This window comes from Stenotrophomonas sp. YIM B06876 (assembly GCF_030711595.1).
Lineage (GTDB): Bacteria > Pseudomonadota > Gammaproteobacteria > Xanthomonadales > Xanthomonadaceae > Stenotrophomonas.
Genome location: NZ_JAUJUJ010000009.1, coordinates 52,302 through 67,089 on the forward strand (window position 1 = coordinate 52,302; position 14,788 = coordinate 67,089).

14 protein-coding genes are annotated in these 14,788 nt (G+C 67.1%); 5 read left to right on the forward strand and 9 right to left on the reverse strand.

From position 1 onward, the window contains the following. The first annotated feature begins 7 nt into the window (after nt 1-7). The gene (locus tag QZH66_RS05985; RefSeq protein WP_305805046.1) at nt 8-439 is read left to right on the forward strand and encodes a YkgJ family cysteine cluster protein; all 432 of its coding nucleotides are present in this window, start codon (nt 8-10) and stop codon (nt 437-439) included. An 87-nt stretch (nt 440-526) separates the two neighbouring features. Here QZH66_RS05985 and QZH66_RS05990 read toward each other — a convergent pair whose 3' ends face one another. From QZH66_RS05990 to QZH66_RS06015, 6 genes are all read right to left on the reverse strand, one after another. After that, a complete protein-coding gene (locus QZH66_RS05990) occupies nt 527-1,417 on the reverse strand; it encodes an alpha/beta fold hydrolase (protein WP_305805081.1) in 891 nt (296 codons plus the stop codon). A gap of 247 nt (nt 1,418-1,664) precedes the next feature. Continuing rightward, nucleotides 1,665-2,033, reverse strand: coding sequence for a type IIL restriction-modification enzyme MmeI (locus QZH66_RS05995; RefSeq protein WP_305805047.1), 369 nt, complete (start codon nt 2,031-2,033; stop codon nt 1,665-1,667). Continuing rightward, nucleotides 2,020-3,045 (reverse strand): Fic/DOC family N-terminal domain-containing protein, encoded by a 1,026-nt coding sequence (locus tag QZH66_RS06000; RefSeq protein WP_305805048.1) that lies wholly within the window; start codon nt 3,043-3,045, stop codon nt 2,020-2,022. The genes QZH66_RS05995 and QZH66_RS06000 overlap by 14 nt, the downstream gene beginning before the upstream one ends. 214 nt (nt 3,046-3,259) lie before the next feature. Next, nucleotides 3,260-4,276: a 3-oxoacyl-ACP synthase III gene (locus QZH66_RS06005; RefSeq protein WP_305805049.1), complete on the reverse strand. Its 1,017-nt coding sequence runs from the start codon at nt 4,274-4,276 to the stop codon at nt 3,260-3,262. 101 nt (nt 4,277-4,377) lie between these two features. After that, the gene (locus tag QZH66_RS06010) at nt 4,378-4,695 is read right to left on the reverse strand and encodes a DUF4156 domain-containing protein (protein ID WP_305805050.1); all 318 of its coding nucleotides are present in this window, start codon (nt 4,693-4,695) and stop codon (nt 4,378-4,380) included. A gap of 109 nt (nt 4,696-4,804) precedes the next feature. Next, nucleotides 4,805-7,663 carry a pitrilysin family protein gene (locus QZH66_RS06015; protein WP_305805051.1) on the reverse strand — a complete coding sequence of 953 codons (2,859 nt, stop codon included), beginning with the start codon at nt 7,661-7,663 and terminating at the stop codon, nt 4,805-4,807. Nucleotides 7,664-8,048: 385 nt separating this feature from the next. On the opposite strand from QZH66_RS06015, the gene QZH66_RS06020 reads away from it, so the two are divergent. Beyond that, a complete protein-coding gene (locus QZH66_RS06020; RefSeq protein ID WP_305805052.1) occupies nt 8,049-8,510 on the forward strand; it encodes a hypothetical protein in 462 nt (153 codons plus the stop codon). Nucleotides 8,511-8,569: 59 nt separating this feature from the next. Then, a complete protein-coding gene (gene trmL, locus QZH66_RS06025) occupies nt 8,570-9,049 on the forward strand; it encodes a tRNA (uridine(34)/cytosine(34)/5-carboxymethylaminomethyluridine(34)-2'-O)-methyltransferase TrmL (protein ID WP_305805053.1) in 480 nt (159 codons plus the stop codon). Between the two features lie 363 nt (nt 9,050-9,412). Here the strand turns inward: trmL and QZH66_RS06030 are convergent, their stop codons facing one another. Both QZH66_RS06030 and QZH66_RS06035 read right to left on the reverse strand, forming a co-directional pair. Next, on the reverse strand, nt 9,413-10,678 hold the full coding sequence (locus tag QZH66_RS06030; protein WP_305805054.1) for a CaiB/BaiF CoA-transferase family protein: 1,266 nt from the start codon (nt 10,676-10,678) through the stop codon (nt 9,413-9,415). After that, the gene (locus QZH66_RS06035; RefSeq protein ID WP_305805055.1) at nt 10,675-10,803 is read right to left on the reverse strand and encodes a hypothetical protein; all 129 of its coding nucleotides are present in this window, start codon (nt 10,801-10,803) and stop codon (nt 10,675-10,677) included. The genes QZH66_RS06030 and QZH66_RS06035 overlap by 4 nt, the downstream gene beginning before the upstream one ends. Nucleotides 10,804-11,616: 813 nt before the next feature. Between QZH66_RS06035 and QZH66_RS06040 the strand changes: the two genes are divergently transcribed. Beyond that, on the forward strand, nt 11,617-12,192 hold the full coding sequence (locus QZH66_RS06040; protein ID WP_305805082.1) for a fasciclin domain-containing protein: 576 nt from the start codon (nt 11,617-11,619) through the stop codon (nt 12,190-12,192). 251 nt (nt 12,193-12,443) lie between these two features. Here QZH66_RS06040 and QZH66_RS06045 read toward each other — a convergent pair whose 3' ends face one another. After that, nucleotides 12,444-13,607, reverse strand: a complete 1,164-nt coding sequence (locus QZH66_RS06045; RefSeq protein ID WP_305805056.1) for an acyl-CoA dehydrogenase family protein — start codon at nt 13,605-13,607, stop codon at nt 12,444-12,446. Nucleotides 13,608-14,388: 781 nt separating this feature from the next. On the opposite strand from QZH66_RS06045, the gene QZH66_RS06050 reads away from it, so the two are divergent. Next, the gene (locus QZH66_RS06050; protein WP_305805057.1) at nt 14,389-14,754 is read left to right on the forward strand and encodes a DUF1801 domain-containing protein; all 366 of its coding nucleotides are present in this window, start codon (nt 14,389-14,391) and stop codon (nt 14,752-14,754) included. The last annotated feature ends 34 nt before the right edge of the window (nt 14,755-14,788 follow it).

Consider the following 14,788-nt stretch of genomic DNA (forward strand, 5'->3'; position numbering starts at 1 on the left):
GGCTCCCATGCCCCATCCCTGCCTCAGCTGCGGCGCCTGCTGCGCCCAGTACCGCGTCGCCTTTCATTGGATGGAATCGGACGAAGCCAGCGAAGGCGGCGTGCCGCAGGCGTTGACCCAGCAGCTGGACCCGCATCGCCTGTGCATGCAGGGCACCTATTCGGACCCGATCCGCTGTGTGGCGCTGGATGCGCGCATCGGCGAGTACTCGCGTTGCACCATCCACCCCAATCGCCCCAGCGTGTGCCGTGAAGTCGATGCGTCGTGGGAATACGGCCAGGCCAGCCCGCAGTGTGATCGCGCGCGCGCCGCGCACGGGCTGGCGCCGTTGACGTTGGCCGACTGGCGCTGGCGCGATGGCGCGGACAACAACGACAACCATCCCGACGACAGCGGCAACAGCCCGTCATCGCCACCGGATACACCCGTCGCCGCGTGACACTGTCGCCCCAGGTGTACTTGGCAGGGCCCTGGACGGTGCATTGCGGACAACGGGGTCTTGCCCCGCTCTATCCGTCGCTGGTGGTCACACGATCGGATTGCGCTCCAGAAACGCCCGCACCGCCGGCACGATGGCCTCGTGCTTGTCTTCCAGCACGTAGTGGTTGGCGTCTTCGAACGCGGTCACTTCGGCCTGCGGCAACGCGGTGCGGAAGCCGGCCAGGAAGTGGTGGTCGAAGCAGAAATCACGCAGGCCCCAGGCGATATACACCGGGCGGTCGGCAAACGTCGGCAGCGCTGCGGCGGCACGCTCCAGCAGCGACCAGGCCTTGTCGGCCGGTGACAGCGGGATGTCCTGCATGAAGCGGATCGTGGCGATGCGGTTGGCCCAGCTGTCGTACGGCGCGACATAGGCGCGGCGCACCTCGGCCGGCATCTTGCGGCTCACGCCCAGCCACGAGGCACCGGCGGAGAACGCATTGAAGGTGCGGATGAACCACTCCCCCAGCCCCCAATGCCGGCCCATGGCGATCTGCCACGGCATCGGCTTTTCCGCCGGCAACGGGAACGCGGCCGTGTTGGTGATCACCAGCCGCTTGACCTGCGCGTGGTGCGACAGTGCCCAGCCGAAACCGATCATGCCACCCCAGTCGTGCACCGCCAGCGTTACCGGGCCGGTGATGCCCAGGTGCGTGAGCAGCGCGTCCAGATCGTCCACGCGCGATTGCAGCGTGTACTCGTAGCGGCTGTCGTCGGGCTTGTCCGACAGGCCCATGCCGATATGGTCCGGCACGATGCAGCGGTACTTGTCGCTCAGGCCGTTGACCAGGTGCCGCCACAGGTAGCTCCACGACGGGTTGCCGTGCAGCATCACCACCACCTCGCCATCGCGCGGGCCTTCGTCGAGGTAGTTCATCGACAGCCCCGGACGGACCTCGAAGCGGTGGCGGGTTGTGGGGTAGCCGGGGTACAGCATCGGGGAAATCACGCAATCACGGACAAGGCGCGCATTGTAGGCCATGCCCCCGGGCCGCGCCCCGGCCCCGTGAAGCGCGCGCAGGCGGACCACAATGCGCCAGACCGCACCACCGCCCGGAGTCGCCATGCCGGAATCCTTGGACAGCCTCATGGCCCGCATCCGCGCCTGCCGCCTGTGCGAAGCCCACCTGCCACTGGGCTGCCGCCCGGTGGTGCAGGCTCGCCGACGGCGCGGCTACTGATCGTCAGCCTCCGGGGCGCCGCGTGCATGACACCGGCATTCCGTTCAACGACCCCAGTGGCGACCGCCTGCGCGACACCAGCGCCTGATAGCGCTGGAACAGGAAGGCCACGCGCTCGGCATCGGTACCGAGCTTCGGTGGCTTGCGACCGACGGCCTTCTCGGCGGCGAGATAGGCCGCGTCCACCGCCTTGTCTGGTTTCTGGTGCGCCTTGACCAGCGCCGGCGGCATGGTCAGTGGGGGAAAGATGCCGGTGTCATCGGCCAATAGGCAAAACAGCAGCCGCACCAGCAGCCCTTCCAGCGCGTGGCCCTCGTAGCCGGTGGCCTTGAGCGCATCATGCCGCCGCCCCATGTATTCAGACGGCGGCATCCCCACGCGCAAGCAGCTCGAACAGCGCGTGGTTGATGTAATAGTTGTTGCGCCCGGAGCGCACCTTTTCCAGCACGCCATCGGAGGCCAATATGTCCAGGTACTTGGCGGCGGTAACGCGGGTGATGCCCAGGTCACGGCACAGGAACTCCACCCGGGTATACGGGTGGTTGAACAGGTTGTTGATCAGGTCCTGGCTGTAGAACTTGTACTGGCCACGGATACGCAGCTTGGTCTGTTGCAACAGCGTCTTGATCGCCTGCACCGTGGCCAATGTCTCGGTGGCGGTCACCTCCACCGCCTGCAGCATGTACAGCACCCACTCCTCCCAGGCGTCGTCGTCGCGCACGCTCTGCAGCAGCCGGTAGTAGTCTGGCTTGGTGCGGACGATGTGCCGGCTCAGGTACAGCACGGGAATGTCCAGCAGACCTTCCTTGACCAGATAGAGCACATTGATGATGCGCCCGCTACGGCCATTGCCGTCGTGGAGCAGGTGGATGCTTTCAAATTGGTGATGGACGAGCGCCATCTTCACCAGTGGATCGACGGCGTATGGCGGGTCGTCATGGATGAAGCGCTCCAGCTCCCCCATCAACCGGCGTACCTCATTGGCATCCTGCGGTGGTTCATCCACTACGCACCCGCCACCATCATGCAGCGCCGTGCCCGGCAGGCGGCGGAACCCGGCCTGATTGCATTCCAGCTGCTGCTGGATACCCAGGAGGGTATTGAGCGTCAGCAGGCCGCTTGCACGTACCTGCTGGTGCCCGGCACGCAGTGCCTGACCATAACGCAGCACCTCCTTGGTGGCCGTACCAACGGCCTCGGCGGGATCCTCCTCCCGGTACAGATCATCCTGGGTGGTGACGATGTTCTCGATGGCCGAACTGTCGCGCGCTTCCTGCAAGGTAAGCGTGTTGATCAGGATGTTCTGGTTGGGAATGCTGGCAGCCAACCCCTTGAGTTCGGCCAGCGCACGGTTGGCCGAAATCAAGGCGCGGAACACAGGCACGGTTTTTTCAAATCGGCGTGGGTCAATCTGTGACAGGGGTTGCAGCACCATTACAGCCCCGTTAGCCAACGGCTAAAAGAAATGCAGATTTTTATACACAGTCATTTTTCATGTGCAGATTTTCTATTTTTTTTGTTGCGCATTGTGGGACCAGAAACGCGAAACGCCCGCAGGCGGGGCCGGCGGGCGTTCGTGGCAGAGCGGTGCGGCGCTGTTACCAGACCACTTCGGCCATGGTGCAGTTCAGCCCCGAGCCGATGCCCATCAATGCCACGCGGTCGCCCTTCTTGAGCTTGCCGAGCTGCTTGAGCTTGCTCAGCACGATCGGCACCGAGGCCGGGCCGATGTTGCCGTGCTCGCCGAAGATGGTCATCACCTTCTTCGGGTCGATGCCGAAGGACTTGATGAAGGCGTTGGTGTGCGGCTGGCTGACCTGGTGGATGACGAACTGGTCGATCTCCTCCACCGCCCAGCCCAGCGCCAGGCGGGTGGCCTCGAACGTGCGCTGGGCCAGCTTGATGCCTTCGATCAGCAGCATCCGGGTATCGGTGACCATGCGGTCCAGGTTGCCCACGCACAGCTTGTTCCACTGGTTGGCCGCGCGGGTCACGCCGCCCTTGTAGCGCGGGGCGTCGGGTACCAGTTCCGAACGCGCCATCACCATCGCCGCGGCGCCCGACCCGGTGGTCAGGGCGGCCAGTTCGTTGCGCAGTTCGGCGGCGGTGATGTCCGGCGAGCTCATCCGCTCCAGGGTCTTTTCATAGACCAGGTTGGAGGTTTCGCCATCGACGATCAGCGCGTAGTCGATCTCGCCACGCTCGAGCATGCGCGCGGCCACGTCCATGCCGTTGATGAAGGCCAGGCAGGCGTTGGCGATGTCGAAGGTGGTGCATTCCTCGCCCAGGCCGAGGTTGCCGGACACGATGCTGGCCGTGGACGGCTCCAGGTAATCACGGCTGACGGAGGTGTTGACCAGCAGGCCGATGCGGTCGGCACCGATGCCGGCATCCTCCAGCGCCTTGCGGCCGGCCATGGTCGCCGCATCGGAGGCCTGGGTACCGTGGTCCCACAGCCGCCGGGCATGGATGCCGGCGACGTCGCCCAGCACATCGGCGCGGATGCCCAGCCGGTCCAACGTCGGCTTGAGGCGTTCGTTGATTTCCTTGGTGGTCAGCGTATGCGGCGCATCGATATGCGCCAGTCCCGCGATCGAGACATTCTGGAAAAGCATCGGGATAGCGCCAAGGGTCAGGCGAAGGGGGCGCTATTCTAGCGCCTGCGGGTTTTCACCGCATCTTTACAGAATGTCGCGCCAGCGCACGGAAATCCGTTTCAGCGCGCCGGGCACTGGTAGGCCTGATAGCGCTGGCTGCCATCGGCCGGCAGCCCGGCGGCCTGCACGGCGTTGGCACCGGCGCTGGGCGCCTCGTTGCGCGCCAGGGTTTCCAGCTCTTCCTGCACCCGCAGCGGGTTGCGGTTGTAGAAACCGACCTTGTTCTTGACGCTGACCACGATCTCGCCCTTGTTGACGCAGCCCGGCAGCACCGGCCCGGCCGGCAGCACCCGCACCGTCTTGCCCGAGGAGTCGATCGGCACCCAGGTACAGGCCGCGGTGCTGGCGATAAGGGCAGAGAGGATCAGAACGCGCATGGGGTGGACCTTTGTGAAGAACAGAATGGATTGTGCCGTGAGGCGATGAATCAATGATGATCCCTGGCCGGCCCCCGCAGGGAGCCGGCCAGGGTGTCGGGCAGGGACCTTATTTGCTCTTGCCAGCTGCCGGCTCGCCATCGGCGTCGATCACGCTGACTTCGCCCAGCTTCAACGCACGTACCGGCGCCTCGATCCTGGACAGGTCACCGACGATCACCCAGGTCAGGGCCTGCGCGTCGATGGCCTTGGCCGCGGCATTGGCCTGGGCCGGAGTGAACGCGGCCACCTGCGCATTGCGCAGCTGCACCCAGTTGTCCGGACGGTCATAGCGGACGATGCCGCCGATGGTGCCCATCACCGCGCGTGCGGTTTCATAGGCACCGGGCTGGCTGCGCAGATCATTGTCGACCACCTTGGTCACTTCGGCCGCGGTCGCCGGCACCTTGCCGGTGCCGTAGTCGGCGATCTCGCGCTGCATCTCCGCCACCGATTCGGCGGTCTTGTCGATCTGCACCGGGGCCACGCCCAGGAACGGACGCTGGCCCAGCGCCGGGCTGATCACGGTGCGCGCCCCGTAGGACCAATGCTTTTCCTCACGCAGGTTCATGTTCAGGCGCGAAGTGAACGACCCGCCCAGCACGTCGTTGGACAGCCCCAGCTGCACCGCGCCCGGGTCCTTGATCGAAGGCATCAGCTCACCGGCATAGATGTTGGCCTGCACCGCGCCGGGCTGGTCGATCAGGAACACGCGCGGCTTGGCCGGACGCGCCACCTGCGGCACCTCCACGCGCGCGGCCGCCTGGCCGACGCCGCTCCAGTCGCCGAAATGCTTGTCCAGCACCGGCACGATCTGCGCCAGGGTGGTGTCGCCGACCACGATCACCGTGGCCTGTTCCGGGCGCAGCCACTGCTGCTGGTACCTGAGCAGGTCGTCGCGGGTGATGGTGGCCACCGACGCCTCGGTGCCGCTGCCGGTGAACGGCATGCTGTAGGGATGGCCGGCGCCGTACAGCAGCGGCGGCAGCACGCGCAGGGCGGCGGTCTGCGGCCGCGCCTTTTCCTGGGCGATACCGGCCAGCCACTGGCTCTTGACCCGTTCGATCTCGGCCGTATCGAAGCGTGGCGTGCGCAGCATGTTGGCGAACAGCTGCACCGACGGGTCGAGGTTCTCCTTCAGCGCCGACAGGTAGGCGTTGGAGCCATCCAGCGCGGCACCGGCCTGGAGCTGGGCGCCCAGATCTTCGGCGCGGGCCTTGAACGCCAGCGAGTCGAGGTCGCCGGAGCCTTCGTCCAGCATCTGGCTGGCGAAGTTGGCCGTGCCCAGCTTGCCGCCGTGGTCGCTGGCGTAGCCGCCGGCAAATTCGTAGCTGATGTTGACCACCGGAATGTCATGGCGTTCGGCCAGGATCACCTTGCTGCCGTTCTTCAGCGTGGCGTGCTGCAGGACCGGGAACACCAGCTTGGGGAAGCTGTCCACGGCCGGCACGCCGAGCTTGCGGTCCACCCGGCCGGGCAGGGTGGTGTATTTCGGATCAGCCGCGTGCAGCGTGAACGGGGCCGGCTTGACCGACGGATCCTCGGCCAGCGGCTTGCGCACCCCCGGCTTGACCAGGAAGGTGTGGCTGGGATTGCCCAGCCATTGGGCCGCCACCTGGCGCACCTGCGCCGGGGTGGCGGTGGCCACGGTCTGCAGCGAATCGCGGAAGCAGCCCGGATTGCCGGTGAAGGTGGCGCACGAGGCCAGCGCATCGGCCTTGCCGCCGAAGCCGCCAATGCGTTCGATGCCGCGGATGAACCCGGCGCGATATTCGGTCTTGGCACGCGCCAGCTCTTCGGCGGTCGGGCCGTCCTTGAGCAGGCGCTGCAGCTCGTCGTCGATCACCGCCTCGACCCTGGCCGGGTCCACTCCCTGCTTGACCAGCGCGCGGATGGAAAAGCTGCCGCTGAGCTGGGCGTTGTAGTTGCTGGCGCTGACGCTGTCGACCAGCTTGTCACGGTGCACCAGGCGCGCGTCCAGCCGCGAGCTGGCACTGCCGCCGAGCACCTGCGAGACCAGGTCGAGCAGGTCGGCATCCTTGTCCCCCACCTGCGGCACGTTCCACATGCGCTGCACCAGCACCTGCGGCACCTTGTCCTCCAGCTCGGTGCGGCCGTTTTGCTTGAGCACCGCCACATCGACCCGTGGCTGGGCCATGGTCGGCGTGGCCGGGATATCGCCGAAATAGCGTGCGACCTTCTCCTTGGCCGTGGCCAGGTCGATATCGCCGGCCAGCACCAGCACCGAGTTGTTCGGGCCGTACCAGGTGCGGAACCAGTTCTTGACGTCCTCCAGCGAGGCGGCATCCAGATCGTTCATCGAACCGATCGTGGTGTGGTGGTACGGGTGGCCCACCGGATACATGGTGTGCGAAATGACTTCGCGCAGCTGGCCATAGGGCTGGTTCTCGCCCTGGCGCTTTTCGTTCTGCACCACCCCGCGCTGCTCGTCCAGGGTCTTCTGGTCGATCGCGCCCAGCAGGTGGCCCATGCGGTCGGACTCCATCCACAACGCCATGTCCAGCGCGGTGGTGGGCACGTTCTCGAAATAGTTGGTGCGGTCGGTATTGGTGGTGCCGTTCATGTCGGTGGCACCGGCCGCCTCGAACGGGGTGAAGTATTCGCCCGGCGCGTTCTCGCTGCCGTTGAACATCAGGTGCTCGAACAGGTGGGCGAAGCCGGTGCGGCCGGCCGGTTCATCCTTGCTGCCGACGTGGTACCAGAGGTTGACCGCCACGATCGGCGCCTTGCGGTCGGTGTGCACCAGCACCCGCAGGCCGTTGGGCAGGGTGAACTGCTCGAACGGAATGTCCACGCCCACGCCGGCGGCGGGCTTGGCCTGCAACGGGGCCGGGGCATACGCCAGCCCTCCCAATGCGGCAGACAGGGCCACAGCAAGCAGGGCGGCACGGGAACGCGAAGCAGTCATTCCACTTTCCTTGAGCAATGAAGGTGAACGCGATCCTAGCTGGCCGCCGCGCGAAACACATCCGCCGGCAGTCATGGGCTGGCGCACACCGGCCTCGATCGCTGGGCCGGGGCCCGAGGCATGGCTGCCATGGGTGTCCGCGGCGGCGGCCGGCGCGCCGTGTCCGGACAGCGGACACCGCACAAACACCTTTATTCCTTTTATTTCCAGTCACTTGCAGTTGGCACGCGGCCTGCTTTGGAAACCACGGGGGAGGCAAGGATCAAACCAAAGCTGACTGGATGATGAACAAATTGCCGAAATGAAAGAAATTTCTTGCATCCCTCAAATTGGTGTACTACATTACTACCACACCGCTGTTCACACACACCAAATAGGTCCCGCCATGAACGCACAGTCTCTCGCCATTGCCCTCGCCCTCGCCGCCGGCACCGCGCTTGCTTCCACCGCACATGCCGCCTCTCCGATCACCCTGGAAACGGTGCAGGTGCGTCCTGCTGCGGATCAGATCGCCCAGCAGCAGCATGAGGCGGCCAGCCCCATCCACACCTTGAGCGCGGTCCAGGTACGCCCCAGCGTCGGCCAGATCGTTGAACGCAACGCCGAATTGAGCGCCCACCGGGCGGTGGTCACCCTGGCCGCGGTCGAAGTGCGCCCGTCGCCGGAGCAGCGCGCCGCGCTCGCCGCCGACACCACCCGCGCCAACGGCTATGCCATCGGCTCGGCGGCAGTGGCCACCGCACTGGGGCACTGGGTGATCACCCTGCCGGTGACCCATCTGCGTCCGGCCGCGCTTGACCTGCAGACCCTGGCGATCGGGATCGCCGCGGACCTGCTCACGCGCTGAGCGGGCGTTGCCCCGCAGCAACGTTCCGGCACCCGCCCGGCACCGCGTAAACTGCGGCGATGACTGCCGCGCCCCCCTTCGACGTAATCCTGTTCCAGCCTGAAATACCGCCCAATACCGGCAACGTGATCCGCCTCTGTGCCAATACCGGCGCGCGGCTGCACCTGATCGAACCGCTGGGTTTCGACCTCAGTGACAAGCAGCTCCGGCGCGCCGGCCTGGACTACCACGAGTACGCCAGGGTGCAGGTGCATCCGGACCTGGACACCGCCCTGCAACAGATCGCGCCCACGCGCCTGTTCGCGCTGAGCACCCGCGGCAGCGTGCGTTACGACAGCATCACGTTTGCCGAAGGCGATGCGTTCCTGTTCGGCCCGGAAACCCGTGGCCTGCCGCAAGACGTGCTCGATGCGCTGCCCGCCGGCCGCCGCCTGCGCCTGCCGATGCGCCCGGACAACCGCAGCCTCAACCTGTCCAACACGGTGGCCGTGGTGGTGTTCGAAGCCTGGCGCCAGCTGGGTTTCGCCGGCGGGGCTTGACGCGACCCGCCGCCAGGCCGGCTCCCCCGCCTGCAGACCCACGGTGCAGATCCACAAGGTCAGGCCTTCAACTTCATCGATCAGCTGCGCCTCCACCCGTCGGCTGCACCCCGGCTTGCGTCGCTGCCGGTCATAACCGTCGAGGCACCGCCCGCCCGGGCGGTGCCAAGCGGCAGCAATCACCGGATGCCGGATCCACCAGGTCTTGGCGATACGGCGGGCCGCGAACAGCGGTGAGGACACGCGCGAGCCCGGCACCGAAAAACCGGCTGCTGGTGCCGGCAAGGCCAGGCGGTGGTAGCGGACACCGTTCGACCCCTGCGGTGGCGCCGGGAATTTCATGGTCGTGGGCCTGGCCAGGAACTACTTTGCCGCCCCGCTGAATCCGCCTCCGTCCGCTTCCGGTCTCCCAACCACGCCTTGCGCCTGCAATGCCTGCAATTGCCCGGCGTCGAGCGCCAACAGCTCGTGCAGCACCTGCCGGCTGTGTTCGCCCAGCACCGGGGCGGCATGGCGGTACTGCAACGGGGTGGCGGAGAAGCGCAGCGGATTGCGTACCCCCGGCACCTGCGCGCCGCTGGCATGCGGCAGCTCGATGCGCAGCCCCCGCGCCTGCACCTGGGCGTCGGCGAACACCTGGTCGATGCGGTTGACCGGGGTGGCCGGAACCCCCGCCTGTTCCAGCGCGGCCAGCCATTCGGCCGCCGGGCGCGTGCGCAGGATCGCCTGCAGCTGCGGCACCAGCCCGGCGCGATGGGCGACCCGCGCGGCGTTGCTCGCGTAGCGCGGATCACTGGCCAGCCCCGGCTCGCCCAGCACCGTGCACAGCCGCGCGAACTGGCCGTCGTTGCCGACCGCCAGCATGAAATAGTCATCGGCCGCCGGCATCACCTGGTACGGCACGATGTTCGGATGCGCGGTGCCGTGGCGGCCCGGCACCACGCCGCCGACCAGATAGTTGGAGGCCTGGTTGGCCAGCCACGCCACCTGCGTGTCGAGCAGCGCCAGATCAATCTGCTGGCCCACGCCGATGCGCTCGGCATGGCGCAGCGCGGCCAGGATCGCGGTGGCCGCATACATCCCGGTCATCAGATCGGTCGCGGCCACACCGACCTTCTGCGGACCGGCGCCGGGCGCGCCATCCGGCTCGCCGGTGACGCTCATCAACCCGCCAATGGCCTGGATCGCGGCGTCATAGCCGGCGCGCTGCGCGTACGGACCGTCCTGGCCGTAGCCGGTGATCGAGCAGTACACCAGCTTCGGATTGACCGTCTGCAGGCTGGCGAAATCCAGCCCGTATTTTTTCAGCCCGCCGACCTTGTAGTTCTCCACCAGCACATCGCTGCGCGCGACCAGTTCGCGGACCAGGCGCTGGCCCTCGGCGCAGGTGAAGTCGATGGCGATCGAACGCTTGCCGCGGTTGGCGCACAGGTAGTACGCCGACTCGGCGGTGTCGTTGCCGTCGGCATCCTTCAGATACGGCGGCCCCCAGCTGCGCGTGTCGTCACCGGCCCCGGGACGCTCGAGCTTGATCACGTCAGCGCCGAAATCGGCCAACAGCTGCGTCGCCCACGGCCCGGCAAGAATCCGCGACAGGTCCAGCACGCGCACGCCCTCGAGCAGATTCATCGCGGCCACCGCTGGCGGCACGCGGCCGGCAGTGCCGGCTGGCTGGCCGTCGCCACGGTGGCGGCATCGAGGTCGTCGAACTGCAGGGCCTGCGCCTGCAGCAGCAGGGCTTCGGTCAATCGCATGGGCATATCCGGGACCGCACGTCGTTGAAAGCCTGCAGTGTGCCGGCTGCGGGCAGCGCGCGCCTGCGCGAACACCGCCTGCGCCACCGCGACATCGCTCTGGTCGCCATTGCCATCTCCGAACACCGGGAGCCCCGGGCCGGCAGCTGGCACGGACCCTCGCGCAGACTTTGAACAAGGATCTGCCCCCATGACCGGTACGCGACGCCGCAACCCCCGCTATGCGGAACGGGGTGACCTGCTGCAAACAGCATCGAACGCGGCGATCACCCCGTTGGCATGCTGCTGCCCACCCAACTGGAACTGTCCGAACGCTTCAGTGTCCGCCGCCATAGGCGCGTGCGGCGCTGGCGCAGCTGGTCGGCGCCTGGTGCAGCGTCGCCCCGGCGCCGGCACGCGTGATCGCGCAGAGCGCGGCGATGCGCTACGCGCACGCGCTCGACACCGTCGGCCTGATACGGCAACACCCCCCGCCTGCAGGTACTCGGCGGCGAACGCCGGGTGGCCGAGGCGGCGACGGCGCGGAGGCTGGAGATCAGCGAAACGATCCACCGGCTGACCCAGTTGGACCGGGTCCGGAAGTTCGCGTGAAGGTTCAACGCTTTCTTCGGAACCACGCCTGGACCGCTGACTCCGGCCGCCGTTGTCTGCAGGTGCGACGGACCGTGCTTTTCACCTGTACCTCATCTCACTGAAGTGCGGTACCGCGCGCCACGCGGCCGTGCATCCAGGCAACTGCCTTGCACGTATCTGCAAGTGCTTCCAGTCCGCGAAGCGAACTCCTGGAGAACCCTCATGAACAGCTATTCCCGCATGCGCTCCCTGACCGTGGGCCTGTCGCTGGCACTGGCGACCACGGCCCTGGCACCGGTCGCGATGGCCGGTGAAATGGATGCAATGGGCATGCAGAAGACGGTGATGGTGGGCGGAGCGGCAATGTCCCCGGCCAAAAACATCATCCAGAACGCGATGAACTCGAAGGACCACACCACCCTGGTGGCCGCGGTTAAGGCCGCGGGGCTGGTCGACACGCTGGAAGGCACCGGTCCGTTCACCGTGTTCGCGCCGACCAACGAGGCGTTTGCCGCCCTGCCGGCCGGCACCGTCGACACCCTGTTGAAGCCGGAAAACAAGGCCACGCTGAGCAGGATCCTCACCTACCACGTGGTCGCCGGAAACTACACGTCCCACGACCTCGCCAAGCTGGTCAAGAAGCACAAGGGCATGGCCACGTTGAAGACGGTCGAGGGCGCTTCGATCACCGTCGCCGAGCACGGTGGCAAGTGGACCGTCACCGATGCCAAGGGCAACGTCGCCCACATCACCATCGCCGACGTCAGGCAATCCAACGGCGTGATCTTCGTGATCGACAAGGTGCTGATGCCGTAACCGCATCACCTGCGGCCACCCAGGCAAGCCGCCCGGCAGCATTGCGGGCGGCTTTTTTGCGGGGATGAGCGTGCCCTGCGGCGCGATGACGCCTGCCCCGCATTTCCAGCAACACTCCGTGGTGCGCGGGCTGGCGAACCGGGCATTGCCGCAACGGGAAATCCCCGGGTTGCGGCGTGCCGACGGGAAGCCGCCGCCGGCGGACCGCCTGCTGGCTCACAGGCAAGGGCCTCCCAGCGCGGCCCCGGCACTCAGAACGCGTTGATGCCGGTCAGCTCGCGGCCGATCACCAGCTGGTGCACGGTCTCGGTGCCTTCATAGGTGATCACCGATTCCAGATTCAGCGCATGCCGGATTGCACTGTGCTCGGTGGTGATGCCGGCGCCGCCGAGCAGGTCACGACATTCACGGGCGATGTCGATCGCCAGGCGGCAGTTGTTCCACTTGGCCAAGCTGACCTGCGGCGGCTGCATCTGCCCGGCATCCTTCAGGCGGCCCAGCTGAAGCACCAGCAGCTGGCCGGCGGTGATGCGGCGGGCCATGTCGGCCATCTTGATCTGCGCGCTCTGGGTGGCGGCCACCGGGCGACCGAACAGGATGCGCTCCTTGGTGTAGGCCAGCACTTCGTCCAGACAGGCGATGGCGGCACCGATCGGGCCCCAGGTGATGCCGTAGCGGGCCTGGGTGAGGCAGCCCAGCGGGCCCTTCAGGCCGGTCACGTTGGGCAGGCGGTTGGCATCGGGCACGCGCACGTTGTCGAAGAACAGCGCGCCGGTCACCGAGGCGCGCAGGCTCATCTTGTGCTTGATTTCCTGGGCACTGAAACCCGGGGTGCCCTTCTCGATCACGAAGCCCTGCACGCCGTCATCGGTGTGGGCCCAGACGATGGCGATATCGGCCACCGACCCGTTGGTGATCCACATCTTGGAGCCGTTGATGACCCAGTCACCGCCGTCCTTCACCGCGCGCGTCTTCATGCTGGCCGGGTCCGAGCCGCCGTGGGCCTCGGTCAGGCCGAAGCAGCCGATCACCTTGCCCTTGGCCATGTCCGGCAGCCAGCGCAGGCGCTGCTCTTCCGAGCCGTAGGCGTAGATCGGGTACATGCACAGCGAGCTCTGCACCGAGACGAAACTGCGGATGCCCGAATCGCCACGCTCCAGCTCCTGGCAGATCAGCCCGTAGGAGACCCCGTTGAGCCCGGCGCCGCCGTACTGCTCCGGCAGCGAGCAGCCGAGCAGGCCCATATCGGCGATCTCGGGGATCAGTTCGGTCGGGAAGCGCCCCTGGTCGAAGCAGTCGCCGATGATCGGCAACACGCGCTCGTCGGTGAAGCGGGCAACGCTGTCCTGCACGGCGCGCTCTTCTTCGCTGAGCAGGGAACGGACGTCGAAGAGGTCAAACGGATTGAGTGTCATGGTGTCTCACAGGAGCGCCATCGCGCCCGGAAGGTACGGGATAAGGTAGTCGAATCAGGTGGTCAGGATCGCAGCGGCGGCGGGTGGGTGACCGCAGCCTCCATGCCCGGCACGTCCCGTCCGGCCGGTTCGCCGGCAAAGTGGATGCGCTCCAGCGGGAGGTGGTATTCCGCTGCTGCGTGTCGGCGAACCGGCCTGGAGCGATCGCGGCACGCAGGACTGGCCGATCATGTGGTTGCAGCCTGCACAAGCTGAATGGGTGGTGCGCCAGTACTGGCGGTAGGATGCGCTTCGACCGGAATTCCATGCCAGGGAGCCAGCCATGCTGTCCGGAAGCTGCCGTTGTGGTGCGCCCCCGTTCACTGCCGAAGGGCGGGCCTGCCAGGTCTGTGAAGGCGATCGCGCGCCGTGCAGCGGCACGCAGCCGCTGACCGCCTTTGTGCCGCAACAGGCGCCCACGATCAACGCCGGCACAGACCCGCTGCGCACCGCTGCTGCGGCAGGGGCCGCTGCCAGGCGTTCGCGCCGGGCCGTTCGGCCGACGGCAAGGCGATGGCGGCGATCAACCTGCGCGGCGTGGCTGCCGCCAATCCGGGCACGCTCCAGCGGGTACCGGTGAATGGACCCGCGCTCTGATCCGCCTCTGGCGGGGGCCGCGCCAGGTGCATCCGCCCGGCGCCGTCCCGGCAGCCCTGGCGGTGACGCAACGTCCCGGCCAGCAGTCCGCCACACGGTCCTGTCTCCCCGCGCCGTCGCAGTCCGCGCGGCCGACGACCCGGCCGTGGTCCGCTTCATGGCCGGATTGCAGCATCCGCACAAGGCCGGCATCGCGCACCTGCGGCACCTGTTGCGGGCCATTTCCCCGGAGGTGGGCGAAGCGATCAAGTGGAAGGTCCCCAGCTTCCATACCCACGAATATTTCGCCACGCTGCACCTGCGCGGCAACCAGGGATTTGGCGTGATCCTGCATCTGGGCGCGAAGAAGCGGCCCGCGGTGCACGGCCATCCGCTGCTGGAAGACCCGGCAAAGCTGCTGCAGTGGCTGGCCGACGACCGTGCCATGGTGCGGTTTGCCGATGCCGACGAGGTGGCCGGCCACGCCGCTGCATTCACCCGGATCGGACAGCAGTGGCTGCGCTTTCTGTAGGGCGCGGTGCCCGGCGGCCGCCGGGATGACAGAC

Coding starts and splice junctions, on each gene's coding strand:
- QZH66_RS06020 (WP_305805052.1), top strand. CDS start 8,049: ATGAACGCACAGTCTCTCGCCATTGCCCTCGCCCTCGCCGCCGGCACC.
- QZH66_RS05990 (WP_305805081.1), bottom strand. CDS start 1,417: ATGCTGTACCCCGGCTACCCCACAACCCGCCACCGCTTCGAGGTCCGT.
- QZH66_RS06040 (WP_305805082.1), top strand. CDS start 11,617: ATGCGCTCCCTGACCGTGGGCCTGTCGCTGGCACTGGCGACCACGGCC.
- QZH66_RS05985 (WP_305805046.1), top strand. CDS start 8: ATGCCCCATCCCTGCCTCAGCTGCGGCGCCTGCTGCGCCCAGTACCGC.
- QZH66_RS05995 (WP_305805047.1), bottom strand. CDS start 2,033: ATGCCGCCGTCTGAATACATGGGGCGGCGGCATGATGCGCTCAAGGCC.
- QZH66_RS06005 (WP_305805049.1), bottom strand. CDS start 4,276: ATGCTTTTCCAGAATGTCTCGATCGCGGGACTGGCGCATATCGATGCG.
- QZH66_RS06010 (WP_305805050.1), bottom strand. CDS start 4,695: ATGCGCGTTCTGATCCTCTCTGCCCTTATCGCCAGCACCGCGGCCTGT.
- QZH66_RS06045 (WP_305805056.1), bottom strand. CDS start 13,607: ATGACACTCAATCCGTTTGACCTCTTCGACGTCCGTTCCCTGCTCAGC.
- QZH66_RS06015 (WP_305805051.1), bottom strand. CDS start 7,663: ATGACTGCTTCGCGTTCCCGTGCCGCCCTGCTTGCTGTGGCCCTGTCT.
- trmL (WP_305805053.1), top strand. CDS start 8,570: ATGACTGCCGCGCCCCCCTTCGACGTAATCCTGTTCCAGCCTGAAATA.
- QZH66_RS06035 (WP_305805055.1), bottom strand. CDS start 10,803: ATGCGATTGACCGAAGCCCTGCTGCTGCAGGCGCAGGCCCTGCAGTTC.
- QZH66_RS06030 (WP_305805054.1), bottom strand. CDS start 10,678: ATGAATCTGCTCGAGGGCGTGCGCGTGCTGGACCTGTCGCGGATTCTT.